Source organism: Cohaesibacter marisflavi, assembly GCF_900115225.1.
GTDB lineage: Bacteria > Pseudomonadota > Alphaproteobacteria > Rhizobiales > Cohaesibacteraceae > Cohaesibacter > Cohaesibacter marisflavi.
The window spans coordinates 300,144-313,894 of the sequence record NZ_FOVR01000001.1; the positions used below are offsets into that span (position 1 = coordinate 300,144).

Genomic DNA, 13,751 nt, shown 5'->3' on the forward strand with positions numbered 1-13,751 from the left:
CATAGGTCTTCCGATATCACCTGATAGGTATATATCATAATGATTTTATAAGATTTCTCTTCCATACCTATAGTTGCTTTTTGATTTCTGATGAGCAATTTCGGGAGCTGCTATGCCTGCCTTGCCAAAGCTTATTTCCATGTCGACGTCCGGGGTAAATGCCAACGGCCCCGCCTTTGCATATTCCGCAGCAGGCAATGGTCGCTATGTGGTCTTTGCAAGTGACTCGACAAATCTGACGCCTCAGGATGGAGTCGGGCAGAATATCTTTTTGCGCGATACCGCAACCGGCCGCACTTTCAATGTTGATGTCAGTTCAAACGGGGCAATAGCAGACTACAGTGCCTGGCCCGGCAGTGCGCTTCAGAACCCTGACAACCCAACGGAGGTTGCCTTCACCACGAATGGCTTTGGTGAGGGCTTCAATCTCTATATCCGCGATGTCAATCTCGGCACAACGCGAGTGATTGCAAAAGACATCAGCACCGTGGACTATCCCTTCTCTCAGGATGTGAAATGGCATTTGAGCCAGTTTGGATATTCCAATGACGGCAGTCATATTGCCTATGCCAGTGCCAACAGCACTACTGTTGCCAACGACACCAATCGTGTCACGGATATTTTCGTTGAAGAACTCGCAACTGGCGATGTCGAGCGTATTTCTGTTGCCGCAGACGGGACCGAGGCCAACGGATCGTCCTACAATCCCATTTTCTCGCCCGATGGCACCAAAGTCGCCTTTTGGAGCAATGCCAACAATCTAAGCCCGACCGACACCAATTTCTCATCCGATGTCTATATCAAAGACCTCAATACCGGTGATGTGACGCTGGTCAGCAAGGCCCTGAATGGCGGCGCTGCGAATGGCGCTTCCGTATCTGTGGGCGGTTTTTCCTCAGATGGGCGGTATCTGCTGTTTGAGAGCGCTGCCAGCAATCTGGTCGCCAATGACAGGAACAACGACATTGATGTTTTCGCCTATGACATGCTTACCGGCGATACGATCCGCGTGTCTGAGCGATCAGATGGAGTGGAATCCAATGGCGATGATCTGTTTGCGCGTTTCATTCCGGGAACGCATATCGTCGAGTTCACGACCTCTTCAAACAATCTCCTTGCCGATGATGTCAATATGCGTCCCGACGTCGTCTATACCCGCCTTGGCTCGGGAGAGTTTGAAACGCTTGACTTTACAGGCCCCGTTCATCCCAACAAAGGCATAACGGGCATCAGCTATTCTGCTGACGGAAACTATGCCTATCTTGTGACCAACTCGGCGAATCTGGTCCCCAAAGACAAGGATACGGTGGAGAGCATTGTGCGCGTGCCGATGTCCCAAATTCTCAAGACGTTGCAGCATGAGGGCACATTCAGGGCGGATTCCCTTTGGGGGGATGACAAGAGCAATTACATGATCGGCAAGAATGGCAATGATCAGATACATGGCGGTGCTGGCGACGACTATATTCAAGGGGACAGTGGCAATGACACGCTCGTTGGTGAGAGGGGCGCTGACTATTTGCTAGGTGGAACGGGGTCAGATGAGCTCTTTGGCCGCCAGGGAAACGACTATCTTGATGGCGGCCTTGGCGAAGACAAGATGCATGGTAATTTGGGGAACGACACCTATGTCGTCAATGACACTCAGGACAAGGTCTTTGAATATGTTGGTCAGGGCACGGATCTCATCATCAGCTCTGCGAGCTACATATTGAGAGACAACAGCCAACATGTTGAAAATCTAACCCTCACAGGCCTCGCGTTCATGGGCGTGGGCAATATGCAGAACAATGTCATCAAAGGCACAATGGCGCAGAATATGCTGAATGGCCTTTATGGGCATGACACGCTGCTGGGCTTCGCTGGTAATGACTCCCTTTTGGGTGGCTATGGAAATGATCGTCTTTATGGGCACAATGGAAATGACTATCTCAACGGAGACGTTGGCTGGGATAAGCTGTTTGGTGGCAATGGTGACGACACTTTGGTGGGGGGAAATGGCAATGATTTCGCCCGTGGAGGCAATGGCGATGACACCCTGTTAGGGGGCGATGGCGACGACATTATACATGGCGATAATGGTCACGATACCTTGCGTGGTAATTTCGGCGATGACAAACTCTACGCTGGTGTCGGTGCTGATCGCATCGTCGGTGGTTTGGGAAGCGACGTGATGTTTGCCGGAAATGACAGCGGCAAGGATACCTTTGTTTTCATAACTGCCGAAGACAGTCCCTCCGGACCAGATCACGACGTCATCTTCCTCTTCGATAGCGGCGAGGATGTGATCGATCTGGCTCAGATAGATGCCAATGAAAATCTGGATGGCAATCGGTCATTTAATTTCGCTGGCATGCAGGCTGAAGCAAATTCAATCTGGTATGAAACAAACAATGGCGACGCCACGCTCTATGCTGATACGGATGGAGATGCTGTTGCGGATTTCGAAGTGGAATTGCGTGACGTGACCCATCTCTCCTTTGGAGATTTCATCCTCTAGGGGATGCGCATTGCAGACAGTCATAATTATCAAAACAGGGCACCGCTGGGATGCCCTGTTTTCGTTTGCATGTGCATAGGGGAGGGGGATCAGGCCGCCCGGACCTGATCAATGAATTTGTCCACCTCGGCCTTGAGCATCTCGGACTGCTCGGCCAACTCGCCAGACGAAGCGAGCACTTGACTGGAAGCGCTTCCAGCTTCCTGCGAGGCTTTGTTGACGGAGTCGATATTCTCGTTGACCAGCTCCGTGCCCTTCGCTGCCTGATGGATGTTGCTGGAAACCTCGCTGATAGCGACATTCTGCTCTTCCATCGCCGCAGCAATAGCCGTCGAAATCTCGTTGAGATGCTGGATGACGTGGCTGACTTCTTCCATGGAAGCGGACGACTGTTCGGTGGCCGATTGAACCTCTGCAATCTGCTTGGCGATTTCATCGGTCGCCTTGGCGGTTTGCCCTGCCAAGGCTTTCACCTCTCCGGCCACAACCGCGAACCCTTTGCCAGCTTCACCGGCCCGAGCCGACTCGATGGTTGCATTGAGGGCAAGCAGATTGGTCTGTTCCGCAATCGTGGAGATCATTTCAACCACTTTGCCGATGTTGCTCGCGGTTTCAGAAAGCACAGCCATCTGTTCGTTGGTCGAGCTGACCTTGTTGACCGCGTCGTTTGCTGAGCGGGAGGCCGTGGCCACCTGATGAGCAATTTCGGCGATGGTGCTGGTCATTTCTTCGGTGGCTGTTGCGATCGTCTGAACGCTGGCTGTCGTCTGCTGAGATGCCGAGGCTGCCTGCGTGGCCTGCTGCAAGGTCAGTTCACTCACGCTGGTCATGGATTTGGCGCTGGCATTGAGTTCAACCGAGTTGGAAGAAACTGCCTGAACGATGGAGCCGACTTGACGCTCGAACTCATCCGCCATCTGCATCATGATCTGGCGTTTCTCTTCTTCGGCCTTTCGCTTGTTCTCCTGCTGCTCGGCTTCCAGTGTTCTGGCCTTTACGATATTCTGCTTGAATATCTCGACTGTATGGGCCATGTCGCCCAACTCGTCTTTTCTGCTCTGGCCGGGGATGCCGGTATCCACATTGCCGTCTGCGAGACGCTGCATGGACCGTGTCAGTGCATTGACAGGTGAGGTAATGCCACGTGCGATGATGAAGGCGCCAGCCAGGGCTATCACCAAGGCTATGACAGCAATCGTGATCAGGCCGCTCTCAGCACTGGAGAGGCTGGCGTAAACCTGTTCACGCATCGTTGTTTCATCTCGATCTGCGGAAACTGATGTCGCCTCAGCTGCGCTGAATATGGTGTCTGTGCTTGTATTCAGTTTGCCATCCAGAATGGTATTGCGCTCAAGGATCACATTGGTCAGCTCCTTGGTCGCTGCCTGATAATCCTTTGCAAGAGTGGCGGTTTTCTCTTGAAGAGCCTGCCTTTGAGGATTTAGGAGAGAAGCGTGCAACTCGGACAAAGCCTTGTTGAGAGCCTGCAACTCGCTTGTCGTGCGCTGTGCGGCTTCATCGCTGTTGTCATCAAGGAATTTCATCACATAAAGACGTGCAAGCAGCAGATGCTCCTGCGCAATTCCGGCAAAACTCGCCGACTCATAGTCACCCGCAGAGAAGGCGCCTGAACGAATGCTGGTCAGGTTTTCCTGCATTGCGAGCCCTTTCGCGCCAAGTTCCTTGTAGACCAGTATATTGCGGCGGTCGATGAGATTGGCAACCTCGTCAAATCCGGATTTATAGTCTTTGAGCGCCTTCGCGATCTGGTCAAGATGGCGGGCTCTTTCCGGATGCTCAATGGTAGATTGCGCCTGTTCCATCAGTGCGCTGACATCTTTATATTGCTTAAGAAAAGCGGCCTTTTCGTCATCTGCAGATGTTCGGAAATAGTTCCGTTGTGCTAGCTGAGTCTTTACGACCTCTGCGCTCAGGCTATCTATAAGTTTGGTGTCCTTGGCCATGTCTCCATAGGCATCAAACTGAACAATCTGATCTCTGAATGCCAGGATCCCCATAATCGACAGGGTGACTATCAAGGCAATCTGGACAAGAAAACCACCATAGATCCGTTGCCCGATCTTGAATCGAGATAAAATATCTCTCGCACCAGTTGAATCAGTCTTACTATCTAAGTTTTGCGAGTTTCGTTGCTGATACTCACTCATGATCGCTATATCCTGTTTGGGATGTAATATCTTGTCGCTATCCAGAAATACCGACGTCTCCTTAAGTTAAAAGTTGATTATCATGGTTAACAAAGGATTTAATTTCATGGATGTACAATATGATTCATGTAAATTCAGGGTTGAAATGAGTGTTGGTTGTGGAATTTGTGTTGTTTTATCTAGGGTATTGTTTTGTATTGAGTAAAACAATATTGTCAGTTTACGGAGAATATGCCCTTTTTGTCATGTTCGTTGCCTGATGCGGGCGACGCTGTCGGCATCAAGGGTGAAAGGTGAGGGCAGTTTCGGCGAGGCGATGGAGCGGGCACGACAGAGCCAACAATGAGAGCATTTTCATTGAAATTCTTCCTGTCAGCCCTTATGCCTATGGGAAAAATCTATAGCCTTCCAATAAAAGCTCTCCCCCTTCAGCCATTTAAAGATGATTTGCAGGTCATTGCATGAGGGAGGTTAGAAAAACCGTCAGGAACCCTCCATGTCCGATCCCAAAAAGCGACGCCCGCTCCGCTCCGAACTCTGGTTCAATGATCTGTCAAATCCCGAAATGACGGCTATCTATCTGGAGCATTATCCAAATTACGGTTTGACGCTGGACGAGTTGCAATCGGGCAAACCGATCATTGGCATTGCCCAGACCGGATCAGACCTGTCGCCCTGCAATCGACACCATCTGGAGCTGACCAAGCGCGTGCGAGAGGGCATTCGCTCCGCTGGTGGGATTGCTATGGAGATCCCGGTACACCCCATACAAGAAACCGGCAAACGGCCCACAGCCATGCTGGATAGAAACCTTGCCTATCTTGGGCTGGTCGAAGCCTTGCATGGTTACCCGATTGATGGCGTGGTGCTCAATATTGGTTGCGACAAGACGACGCCCGCTCTGTTGATGGCAGCCGCAACGGTCAATATTCCCGCGCTGGCTCTCTCTGTGGGCCCCATGCTCAATGGCTGGTACAAGGGCAAGCGCTCTGGCTCGGGCTCGATCATCTGGCAAGCGCGTCAGCAATTTGCAGCAGGGGAAATCGACGCCAAGGAATTTCTCAAAATGGCAGCCTCTTCATCGCCCTCGGTTGGTTATTGCAACACCATGGGCACTGCCTCTACTATGAACTCCCTAGCTGAGGTGCTCGGAATGCAGCTGCCCGGCTCAGCTTCCATTCCCGCTCCCTATAGTGAGCGCGCGCGGATTTCCTACAAGGTGGGGGAACGCATCGTCGGTATGGTGCATGAAGATCTGAAGCCATCGGACATCATGACCCGAGAGGCTTTCGAAAACGCGATTGTCGTTTGCTCGGCACTGGGGGGCTCGACCAATGCGCCGATCCACATGAATGCCGTAGCGCGCCATCTCGGCGTGGAATTGACGAATAAGGATTGGGACGCCATAGGGTATGAGGTTCCGCTGTTGGCCAATATTCAACCGGCGGGGCCCTATCTCAGTGAGGATTTTTATCGGGCAGGGGGGCTGCCTGCCGTCATCGGGGAATTGCTGCGTTCTGGCCTCATCCCCCATCCTGATGTGATGACGGCCTCTGGCGAGTCTTTCGCGGCACTCTATCGCGATTGCCAGATCGAAGACCGTGATGTCATTCACCCGCTGAGCGATCCCCTGACTGCCAAGGCAGGGTTTGTGTCACTGGGCGGCAATCTTTTTGACGATGCCATCATGAAGACATCCGGTATCAGCGAGGAGTTCCGCTCTCGTTATTTGAGCAATCCCGAAGACCCGAATGCTTTTGAAGGCCCGGTCTTCGTCTTTGATGGACCGGAAGACTTTCACAAAAGAATCGATGATCCATCACTTGCTATTACACCCGAAAGCCTGCTGGTGATGCGCGGAGCAGGGCCCATTGGTTTTCCTGGCGGGGCGGAAGTGGTCAATATGCGCCCGCCATCCTACCTGATCAAGCAGGGTGTCCATGACATGCCCTGCATCGGCGATGGGCGACAGTCGGGCACATCCGGTGCTGCCTCTATCCTCAATGCGTCTCCCGAGGCGGCGGCAGGGGGAAATCTCGCCATCATCAGAGACGGGGATCGCCTGCGCATTGATCTTGATGCCAGACGTGTGACACTCCTGCTGTCTGAGGAAGAGATTGCTAAGAGACGGGATGCCTTGTTGGCAAGCGGTGGTCCGAACAATCCGCAAAGCCAGACGCCATGGCAGGAGATGTTCCGCAAGTCCGTTCGCCCGTTTGCAGAAGGGATGATTATTGAGGGCGCCGATAGCTATCTTGACGTTGGCAACACGACAGTTCCGCGCCACAGCCACTAGATACGCGACAAGGCCAATACCCCCTATTGCATGAAGCATGGTGGTGGTTGGGCTTAAGCATGGAAACACGGACACTGGGAAGCAAGAAAAGTGTCCGTGTGCCTGCGTCTCCTAGACATCGAATGTGATATTCTTGTGCCCCAGATAATTGACGACCGCACCAGCTGCAATGCCTGTGGCGTGGGCAAAGCCCTCGATCACAATTGTGGGAAGCGGTAGTCCGCCCAACACCCAGTTAAGCGCATAGGCGACAATGATCGTAACCAGTCCGCCTGCGATATTGACCAGAATGAAATCGCGAATTTCAAGAAACACAGAGCGGCTGCGCGGCGAAACGAATGCCCAGTAACGATAGATGATAAACCCGTAGATCATGCCCACCACGAGCGCCAGACAGACCGCTAATAGATAGGGAAGATACAGGCTGAATAAAAAGCGTATGCCCCAGTTGAGAAGGGCAGCACTGCCTCCGGCCACAAGAAACCGTACCCGCATATCCAGCGTCAATTTTGCAACGACCATCATGTGATTCCTATCCATGCTGCCGCGAAGCAGGTGACCATTCCGCCTCCAAGGGCCAGACTCATCCGGTCTCTTATGGCAAAGGCAACGGGGTCATCCTTCATCAGTCCCCTCTGACACATTAGCCAGATGCGCGAAATGAACAGAAACAGGAAGATCGGAAACCCCCATAGCCATGTGATGTCGCCATAAAAGGTCTGTGTGAAGGCATCGTCAATAATATAGAGCACCAGAATAAGTACGGCGCAGATGCCTGTGGCAACTCCATTCGCAAGAATAAGCGGCAGGTCAAGGGTCTGGTAGCCCCGTCCGCGCACTTCGTCTCCTCCGCGCAAGAGAACGCCGGATACTTCCGTATGGCGCTTGGCGAAGCTGAGCGAGCCAAACAGAAACATGGAAAAGACCAGAAGCCACGGTGAGGCAATGGTTCCCGCAGCAGCAATCCCCAGCCCCAGTCGCAGGGTAAAAAGGCTCGCCAACGTGAAGCCATCAATGATGGGATAGCGCTTTAAGCCAAAGGAATAGGCCAGCGTGGCCGCGATGTAGGTGATAACAATGAGCAGGGCGCTCTTGCCCGCCAGCAGTGACAAGGCGAGACCGAGAAGTAAAATTACAGGTACAGACAGGATACCGATCCTTATGGGCAGATCACCACTGGCGAGCGGCCGCTTATTTTTGGACCAGTGTCGCCGGTCGTCTGACAAATCGAGCAGGTCATTGACGAGATACGTGGCCGACGCAACAAGATTGATGCCCCAGAAAGCAACAAATGCTGCCATGATCGCCTGCGCGTCTCCAAGTTTGCCCGCAAGAAACAGCGGAACGAAAACCAGCCCGTTTTTGGCCCATTGATGGGGCCTGATCGCCTTGATGAAGGGCTTCCATAGGGAATGGCGCGGCAAGATCTTTTCGATTGTCGTGTGCTTCTGGGCGGCTGATACCACTTGCCTTGGCGCTTCCACAACAACAGCGGCCTTTGCGCCCTTCCATACGGAAAGATCGGCCATTGCATCGCCGGCATAGGCAAAGCCTTGAGGGAAGCGCTCTTGCAGGACACGCGCCTTTTGAGGACCTTTGAGATTGGTCTGGTCATCACTGGCGATGACCTCGCGTATGTTGGGCAGGCGGGCGGCAACTTGTTTGGCAACACTCACATTGGCCGCTGTTGCCACATAGATGGGACGCCCTCTTTCGCCCTGCTCGGCCACATAGGAAAGCAGGGCCTGATTGAGCGGCAGGGACTGGATGTCGATATCCGTTTCGTTTGCCAGTTTATGCTTCAAGAGCGCACGCCCCTTGAGCATCCACCAGATGATCAGAAAAATATCCCATGGACGCTTCTTGAGAAAGACCAGCATGGCTTCCAGAAGCATGTCGCTGCGCACAACGGTGCCGTCCAGATCCAGAACGAGAGGAAGCGCCAATTTGGTCTGCTCACTCGGCATCTTGTCCTTCATCGGCTATTCCCCTCTCCGAGCATAGAAATCCCAGCAGCTATTCAGATGCGTTTTTTTGAAATCCTGTTCCAGAGCCGCCAGATAATAAGGCGTGATATTCATATCGGTAACATTGCAAAGATCGGCAAAAACCCCGTCGGCGCTTGCCAGATAGGCGCGGGCCTCCTCAATAGAGGGCTCTGGAAGGGTTCGTCCTATATCCATAACCAGTGTGGTATGTTTGGCTGGCGTCAGGCCGAGCAAGCGACCGAACGGATCGGAAAAGGCGATCGTGGTCGTGCTTTGTACCGTGTCCCCAAGCCCCTTTTCCCTGAATATCCGGGCGGCATCCAGAATGGCGTAAAGCTGAGCCAGATTGACTGCCGGAGCATTGGATGTCGGGTCATATGTAAGGAAAAAGCGATCGGTCTGAAGGGCGCGGATGCGATCTCTTTGCTGCTCAATCAATTGTCCGAAAAACTGGCCCCCCTCATCGGTCGGTAAGGGAACGCGCGTTCCGGGAATCAAGACATCCAGTTTTTGCTCGATGGCAGGTTGTTTTTCTCTTACAAGCACCTTCATGCCGCGATGAACAACCATGTCGGCAACGGGAAACAGCGTCGCTGCCAGCAGAAGCGCCGAGGTCACCTTATGGCGCTCCCAGGCTGCCGCTCCAAACAGGCACGCAATCCCGGCGATCAGCCCCAACCCTCCCGTATTCTGGCTCTCTGCCATGAAGGCAGCTGCCATGAGCAGCACAGTATCAATGGCATAAGCCTCATCGGTAATGATGGCAGACCAGCGAAAAGCGCGTCCCTTGCGAAAGACCAAGAGGCGTGCGAGCGCGGCCAAACCAATAAAGGCAACGATGCTACCCGCCAGCCAATAGGTGAAAGCGGTATAGAATAGCTTGTAAACGGCTCCGCCCTGATTGACTGAAAGCATGGAGTGAATATCGTTGATATAGGACGAGATGAAGCCGCTCTGTAATTCCAGCCCAAGCAGCAGAGACCAAAACAGGCATATTCCGCCAAGGATGATCGTCCATCGGCTGCGCCCCAGAATAACGGACGCGAGCAGTATGCCGCAGACCACCAGAAAAGCGGTAATTTTCAAGAAGAACAGCAGGCCGAGCAGGTAGGCCAGCAGAATGGCATCAAACCGCGATTTGGGTAGCATATACCAGAGCCCGGCCAAAAGGAGCAGGGCGGTTGCGAAGCGGTTATAGGTGGCAAAATAGCTGATTTCAGAAAGATGGGTCTGGTCCAGTGTCATGGGAACCAGTGTGATCAGCGCCAACAACAGCAAGGCGCATCCGAACTCTGTATGGGATCTGAAACGGGGTACGAGCGCCATGAAGACAGGCAGAAGCACCAGCCATGTCATGATGTGCAAGGAGACAAAGGCGTTGCTGTGGGGAAACAGCGCTTCTCCCCACTTGGCCAAATAAAGCGTCAGTGAACCGATTGGTGAAAAGAAATCGATATGGGGCACCTGTCCCAGAGATATCCTGTAAGCGCCATCCTGAACAAAAATAAAGTCAAAAATCGCTCGGCCATAGGGTGCTCGCTGTAAAAACAGATAGCCGCACACCACGAGCAAAAGTGAAAAGGCCAGAAAAATAACCTGGCGAGGTAATATGTTCTGCATGAGAAAACCGCAACACTAATATTCAACTCTGGCTAAATCTACACTCCAAGATTTAACACTTGGTTGTGTGTTCAATTTTCTCACACTTTACCGATTAGTGCCTCACATAAGCTCGGTTTGGTCTATCGGTCTGAAACTATGGTGAAATACGCATCTGGTGCGGGTAGAGTGCGAAATCCATTGGGACGATCTGCCACAGATTGCTGGCAGAAAGACAGGCAGACATATCTGTGTGTGGAAGAAATGGTGCCGCATAAACACCAAGCCAGTGCATGGCATCCATGGATTTTAAAAATGGAGAAGAAACGACCTCATCAGCCTCAATATCAGAAGCGGGAAAAGACATCGCTTTGAGGAAGAGAATTGGCTGGGGTGGTAGGATTCGAACCTACGATACACGATACCAAAAACCGATGCCTTACCACTTGGCCACACCCCAGCAAGCCCGAATAATTGCTCCGGCTTAGAGTAGGCTTTCTATACAGAAGGCCGATGGGTCGTGCAATGCTTTAAACCAAATTTTTCACAAGTGAGGGCCATCTTTCATAAATCGGCTTGGTGTCCGCTCTTCGTCTTGGCGGAAAAGGGGCTCTAAGGACAGAAAAAGCAGCCGATCTGATATCCGACGTGGAAATCTTTCAAAGAGTTTAGAAATTTGTCTTTTATGCTCTTGCCATACCGCGATGGGGAGGCTATAAGCGCCTCCACCAGAGGTACGGAGCGTAGCGCAGCCTGGTAGCGCATCTGGTTTGGGACCAGAGGGTCGGAGGTTCGAATCCTCTCGCTCCGACCATTTATTCTTATTTCCTCAATAGTTATAGATGGTCGTCACCCATGAAGCGCAGGATGATTCCTTGCGCCTTAACCGGTTTTCATGAGTTTCTTTTTGATATCGGAATGCCGTGCCCGTAGGCCTTAATCCAGCGTCAGATTGTCATCGAACACAGACTTGTTTGCCATATATTCAGGCTCGATGTGAATCGTCACCACGGCGTGAGGCATTTCTTTTTGCAGGGCATTTTCGATTCTGTCACAAATGGCGTGGGCGTCATAGACGCTCATCTGGCTGGGGACCACCAGATGAAACTCCACAAATATCACTCGGCCAGCATGGCGCGTGCGGATATCATGCGCTTCGATTGCTCCGTCCGCATTGGCCATGATGGATGTGCGCAGCTGCAACAGCTCCTCAGGATCAATCGCTTCATCCATCAGACCGCTTAATGACCCCTTGATCAACTCCCATCCTGTCCAGAGAATGGAAACGCCGACAAACATGGCGAGCAACGGATCAAGCCACACGAGCCCAGTGAGCTTGGCAAGCGTGACACCGGCGATGACACCGATGGAGGTAACAACATCCGTAAAGAGATGCCTGCCGTCCGCCACAAGGGCAGGGGAGCGCAGCCTTTTGCCGATGCGCACCAATGTAAAGGCCCAGCCGGCATTGAGGACACCACCTAGGCCGTTGAGCACTAGTCCGATAGTCGGTACCGACAAATCCCGGGGATGAGTGAAGACCTCATAGGCTTCCATGAAAATGGCAACCGCAGCCAGCACCACCAATACCCCTTCAGCCACCGCCGAGAGATATTCTGCCTTATGGTGGCCGAACTGGTGATTATGGTCAGCTGGCTTTTCACCAAGCCAGAGGGCAATCAGAACCGCAAAGGCGGCCGCCAAATTGATCAGGGTTTCCAGCGCATCAGAATAGAGCCCGACCGAGTTGGTCATGGCATAGGCTGCATATTTCAGCGCCAATACCACCAAGGCAACCAAAACAGACCCGATTGCCAACTGCTTGGAAGACAATTTGCTTACCGGCTTTTTCAGGGATGCTGGATCAATCATGGCTTGTCAGACGAGTCCATTTAGTGTGTTTTTGATAGATGCTGCCCAATCCGTAGGTCTGTCAAGCAGATCGGAGGCGGGTAGTGGGCTTCTCGCATAGGCCTAAGGTGATTCCCATATGTGAAATTGTCCTAACGGCTTTGCCGTGTATAACTGTCTTTGCCTGTTGGTGAGCAGTTCGGGGAAATTGTAATGATACGCCGACAGTCCTAATGTTAGGCAAACTCTCCTTGAGTGCCGATAATAAAGTGTTCGTCTCCTGCCGCGGGGGCCTCGCGTCGATCAACGCTCCAAAGGGTTTCATCGGTTTCCATCATTGAAAAGATTAGAAGAAAAAGAAAGGGCTCTTCATGTCTCGCATCGTCTATGTCAATGGAGAATATCTGCCAGAAGAAGAGGCCAAGATCTCGATTTTTGATCGTGGCTTTCTGTTTGCTGACGGTGTTTATGAGGTTTCGACCATCCTTGATGGCAAGCTGGTCGACAATGCAGGACATCTTGCGCGCCTGCAGCGATCGCTCGCAGAGCTCGATATTCCGGCTCCTTGCTCGATGGAAGAGATCGAAACAATCCAGCACACGCTGATCGAGCGCAACGCCATTGCGGCGGGCAGCATCTATCTGCAGGTGACCCGCGGTGCTGAAGATCGCAATTTCCTCTGGTCCGAGGGCCTGAAGCCATCGCTTATCATGTTTACTCAGTCGCGTGGCGCCAAGATGGACAAAGTGGCCGAGAAGGGCCTCGATGTGATCTCGCAGCCGGATATCCGCTGGCAGCGCCGCGACATCAAGACCGTTGCGCTTTTGCCTGCTTCACTGGCCAAGCGCAAGGCTATTGCTGAAGGCGCCAATGATGCATGGCTTGTTGAAGATGGCATGATTACTGAAGGTACCTCCAATAACGCCCATATCATCACCAAGGATGGCAAGCTGGTGACCCGCGCCCTGTCCAACAAGATCTTGCACGGCATCACGCGCAAGGCGGTGCTCGCCTTGGCCAAGGAAGCCGGGCTGACGGTTGAAGAACGCAGCTTCTCCCCTGATGAGGTCAAGAATGCTGCAGAGGCATTCGTTACCTCAGCAACCATGTTTGTCACGCCTGTCGTCTCCTTTGACGGCGTAAAGATTGGTGACGGAAAACCCGGCCCCCACACCACGCGCTTGCGCGATCTTTATGTCTCGTTTGCCAAAAAGAGCCTGAGCTAAAAATCATTGCCCCTTGAATGTTGACGGCTTTAACCCCATTTCATCGGAGCAACTTTGATGCATGGAGAAAAGGTCCGCATTATGGGAAATCTCGATAAACCGTCTTTCGAGCCGGTCATGAGC

Annotated in this window: 8 protein-coding genes and 2 tRNA genes; 4 read left to right on the forward strand and 6 right to left on the reverse strand. The window is 52.6% G+C overall.

Annotated elements, in window-relative coordinates; genetic code table 11:
- Nucleotides 1-112: 112 nt before the first annotated feature.
- Nucleotides 113-2,500: a PD40 domain-containing protein gene (locus BM258_RS01285; RefSeq protein WP_090068048.1), complete on the forward strand. Its 2,388-nt coding sequence runs from the start codon at nucleotides 113-115 to the stop codon at nucleotides 2,498-2,500.
- An 89-nt stretch (nucleotides 2,501-2,589) separates the two neighbouring features.
- Here the strand turns inward: BM258_RS01285 and BM258_RS01290 are convergent, their stop codons facing one another.
- Entirely contained in the window at nucleotides 2,590-4,464 is a 1,875-nt protein-coding gene (locus BM258_RS01290; RefSeq protein ID WP_210186617.1) for a methyl-accepting chemotaxis protein, read from the reverse strand.
- A 700-nt stretch (nucleotides 4,465-5,164) separates the two neighbouring features.
- On the opposite strand from BM258_RS01290, the gene BM258_RS01295 reads away from it, so the two are divergent.
- A complete protein-coding gene (locus BM258_RS01295) occupies nucleotides 5,165-6,964 on the forward strand; it encodes an IlvD/Edd family dehydratase (RefSeq protein WP_090068052.1) in 1,800 nt (599 codons plus the stop codon).
- A 111-nt stretch (nucleotides 6,965-7,075) separates the two neighbouring features.
- Here the strand turns inward: BM258_RS01295 and BM258_RS01300 are convergent, their stop codons facing one another.
- The 4 genes from BM258_RS01300 to BM258_RS01320 all read right to left on the reverse strand — a co-directional run bounded on the left by BM258_RS01300 (nucleotide 7,076) and on the right by BM258_RS01320 (nucleotide 11,011).
- Nucleotides 7,076-7,489 carry a GtrA family protein gene (locus BM258_RS01300; protein WP_175527863.1) on the reverse strand — a complete coding sequence of 138 codons (414 nt, stop codon included), beginning with the start codon at nucleotides 7,487-7,489 and terminating at the stop codon, nucleotides 7,076-7,078.
- Nucleotides 7,486-8,943 carry a UbiA family prenyltransferase gene (locus tag BM258_RS01305; RefSeq protein WP_090068056.1) on the reverse strand — a complete coding sequence of 486 codons (1,458 nt, stop codon included), beginning with the start codon at nucleotides 8,941-8,943 and terminating at the stop codon, nucleotides 7,486-7,488. The genes BM258_RS01300 and BM258_RS01305 overlap by 4 nt, the downstream gene beginning before the upstream one ends.
- Nucleotides 8,944-8,946: 3 nt before the next feature.
- Nucleotides 8,947-10,572 carry a hypothetical protein gene (locus BM258_RS01310; protein WP_090068058.1) on the reverse strand — a complete coding sequence of 542 codons (1,626 nt, stop codon included), beginning with the start codon at nucleotides 10,570-10,572 and terminating at the stop codon, nucleotides 8,947-8,949.
- A 364-nt stretch (nucleotides 10,573-10,936) separates the two neighbouring features.
- Nucleotides 10,937-11,011: transfer RNA gene (locus BM258_RS01320), tRNA-Gln, on the reverse strand.
- A 277-nt stretch (nucleotides 11,012-11,288) separates the two neighbouring features.
- Here BM258_RS01320 and BM258_RS01325 point away from each other — a divergent pair.
- A tRNA-Pro gene (locus BM258_RS01325) sits at nucleotides 11,289-11,365 on the forward strand.
- 122 nt (nucleotides 11,366-11,487) lie between these two features.
- On the opposite strand, the gene BM258_RS01330 is transcribed toward BM258_RS01325, so the two are convergent.
- A complete protein-coding gene (locus BM258_RS01330) occupies nucleotides 11,488-12,423 on the reverse strand; it encodes a cation diffusion facilitator family transporter (RefSeq protein WP_090068062.1) in 936 nt (311 codons plus the stop codon).
- Nucleotides 12,424-12,773: 350 nt separating this feature from the next.
- Here BM258_RS01330 and BM258_RS01335 point away from each other — a divergent pair, with 350 nt between their 5' ends.
- A complete protein-coding gene (locus BM258_RS01335) occupies nucleotides 12,774-13,628 on the forward strand; it encodes a D-amino-acid transaminase (protein WP_090068064.1) in 855 nt (284 codons plus the stop codon).
- Nucleotides 13,629-13,751 lie beyond the last annotated feature (123 nt).

What these genes read in the sequence shown, in the direction of transcription:
- BM258_RS01285 (WP_090068048.1), top strand. Translation starts at nt 113, where the DNA reads ATGCCTGCCTTGCCAAAGCTTATTTCCATGTCGACGTCCGGGGTAAAT.
- BM258_RS01290 (WP_210186617.1), bottom strand. Translation starts at nt 4,464, where the DNA reads ATGGCCAAGGACACCAAACTTATAGATAGCCTGAGCGCAGAGGTCGTA.
- BM258_RS01295 (WP_090068052.1), top strand. Translation starts at nt 5,165, where the DNA reads ATGTCCGATCCCAAAAAGCGACGCCCGCTCCGCTCCGAACTCTGGTTC.
- BM258_RS01300 (WP_175527863.1), bottom strand. Translation starts at nt 7,489, where the DNA reads ATGATGGTCGTTGCAAAATTGACGCTGGATATGCGGGTACGGTTTCTT.
- BM258_RS01305 (WP_090068056.1), bottom strand. Translation starts at nt 8,943, where the DNA reads ATGAAGGACAAGATGCCGAGTGAGCAGACCAAATTGGCGCTTCCTCTC.
- BM258_RS01310 (WP_090068058.1), bottom strand. Translation starts at nt 10,572, where the DNA reads ATGCAGAACATATTACCTCGCCAGGTTATTTTTCTGGCCTTTTCACTT.
- BM258_RS01330 (WP_090068062.1), bottom strand. Translation starts at nt 12,423, where the DNA reads ATGATTGATCCAGCATCCCTGAAAAAGCCGGTAAGCAAATTGTCTTCC.
- BM258_RS01335 (WP_090068064.1), top strand. Translation starts at nt 12,774, where the DNA reads ATGTCTCGCATCGTCTATGTCAATGGAGAATATCTGCCAGAAGAAGAG.